Here is a 1788-nt window from a genome sequence, read left to right on the forward strand (position 1 = left end):
AGCCGACCGCGGAACCCACCACCGAGCCGGCACCCAGCCCCACGCCGTCGACCCCGCCCCCGGCCCCCGCGCCGGTCACCGAGCCCGCACCTGAGCCCCCGGCCACCCCCGAGCGTCGCACCGTGCCGATCGGCGCGACCATCCCGTGGGGTCCCCTCGACACCACCGCCCTGGCGAACCGCACCGCCGGGTGGGGCACCGCGCCGTCGTACCTGCTCTGGTACACCGGCTTCGGCGAGCCCGCAGACCCCGCCAAGCTCGCGGCCGTGCGCGCCGCGGGGGCCGTGCCGGTCATCACCTGGGAGCCGTGGAACTACACCCGCGGCCCGGTGCAGCCCGAGTACGCGATGGACCGCGTCGTCGCCGGGGACCACGACACCTACATCACCGAGTTCGCGCGCACCCTCGCGGCCGACGGCGGCCCGGTGCACCTGCGCTTCGCGCACGAGATGAACGGCACCTGGTACCCGTGGGCCGCCGGCGTCAACGGGAACGACGCCGCGGACTACGTCGCAGCCTGGAAGCACGTGCACCGCGTGTTCGCCGAGCAGGGCGCGACGAACGTGACGTGGGTGTGGTCCCCGAACGTCGTGTTCCCGGACTCGACGCCGCTGGCCAACCTGTACCCGGGCGACGCGTTCGTCGACGTCGTCGGGGTGGACGGGTACAACTGGGGCACCTCGCAGTCGTGGAGCTCCTGGTACACCGGGTCGGAGATCTTCGCCCCCACCCTCGACGAGGTGCGCGCCCTCGCCCCGGGCAAGCCGATCCTCATCACCGAGACCGCCTCGACCGAGCTCGGCGGGGACAAGGCCACCTGGATCACCGAGCTGTTCGCCTACCTGGCCGCGCAGCCCGACGTCGTGGGCCTCGTCTGGTTCGACGAGAACAAGGAGACCGACTGGCGGGTCGACAGCTCCTCGACCTCAGCCGCGGCCTTCCGCGACGGCGCTGCCGATTGAGCTCGCTTCCTCCGCCGTGGTCGGGCCGCCCTCTACGCCAGCCTCGCTCTCGCGCGGCCGTTCGAGGAAGTACGCGCCGAGCGCCCCCGCGAGGGTCGCGAACACGGCCACCGAGTAGACGCTGAGCACCACCTCGAGCACCCGGGCCACGCCGTCGGGGGACTCGAGGGGTTGACCGGTGATGGTCGCGAGCGCCGCCCCGTGCAGGGCCTGGGCGTAGGAGTCGAAGGCCTCGAGCACGTAGAGCAGCTGGCTGCTCGCCAGGACGACGACGCCGGTGACGGTGGCCAACCAGCCGATCCGGCCGGTGAGCAGCCGCCCTGCCGATCGAGACCCCCGCACCGCGCTCGACAGCACCCCGCCCACGCGCGCCACCCGCGCGACCCGCAACGACCGGGCGATCTGCACCGCGCGGAACACCCGCAGGAACGGCAGCGCGAGGAACAGCACCTGCCACCAGTTGCGCCGCCAGAACCTGCCCTGGTCCTTCGCGACGTAGGCGCGCAGGGCGAACTCCGCGACGAAGGCCGCCCACAGCACCCACCCGACGACAGCGAGCACGTCCGCCAACGGTGGCCCTTCGGCGAGGGTCTGCCCGAGCACCACGAACAGGAAGATCAGCCCGAGGGCGCCCATCGGGGTGTCGAGCCGCTGGGACAGCGCCTCGGCCTCGGCGAGCCCGCGCCGGCGGTGGGTCGGTGGGGCCGGCTGCTCCACGCGTCCTCCTCGCTCGACTGCCCGCGGTCTCGACTGCCCCCTGACGGTAGGGAGCCCACGCACGACGCGCACCTCGGGGCGAGGGCCGGGAGGCCTGCGCGGGTGCGGC

Annotated in this window: 2 protein-coding genes; one reads left to right on the forward strand and one right to left on the reverse strand. The window is 73.7% G+C overall.

The genetic code is table 11. The features are described from left to right. The coding region (locus L0B03_RS17345; RefSeq protein ID WP_250448198.1) for a glycoside hydrolase family 26 protein at positions 1-962 on the forward strand (962 nt) is incomplete at its 5' end. Here the strand turns inward: L0B03_RS17345 and L0B03_RS17350 are convergent. Beyond that, positions 927-1679, reverse strand: a complete 753-nt coding sequence (locus L0B03_RS17350; protein WP_250448200.1) for a hypothetical protein — start codon at positions 1677-1679, stop codon at positions 927-929. The two genes, L0B03_RS17345 and L0B03_RS17350, sit on opposite strands and share 36 nt — an antisense overlap. Positions 1680-1788: the final 109 nt, after the last annotated feature.

Origin of the sequence: Actinotalea sp. C106 (genome assembly GCF_023630195.1) — a bacterium.
GTDB lineage: Bacteria > Actinomycetota > Actinomycetes > Actinomycetales > Cellulomonadaceae > Actinotalea.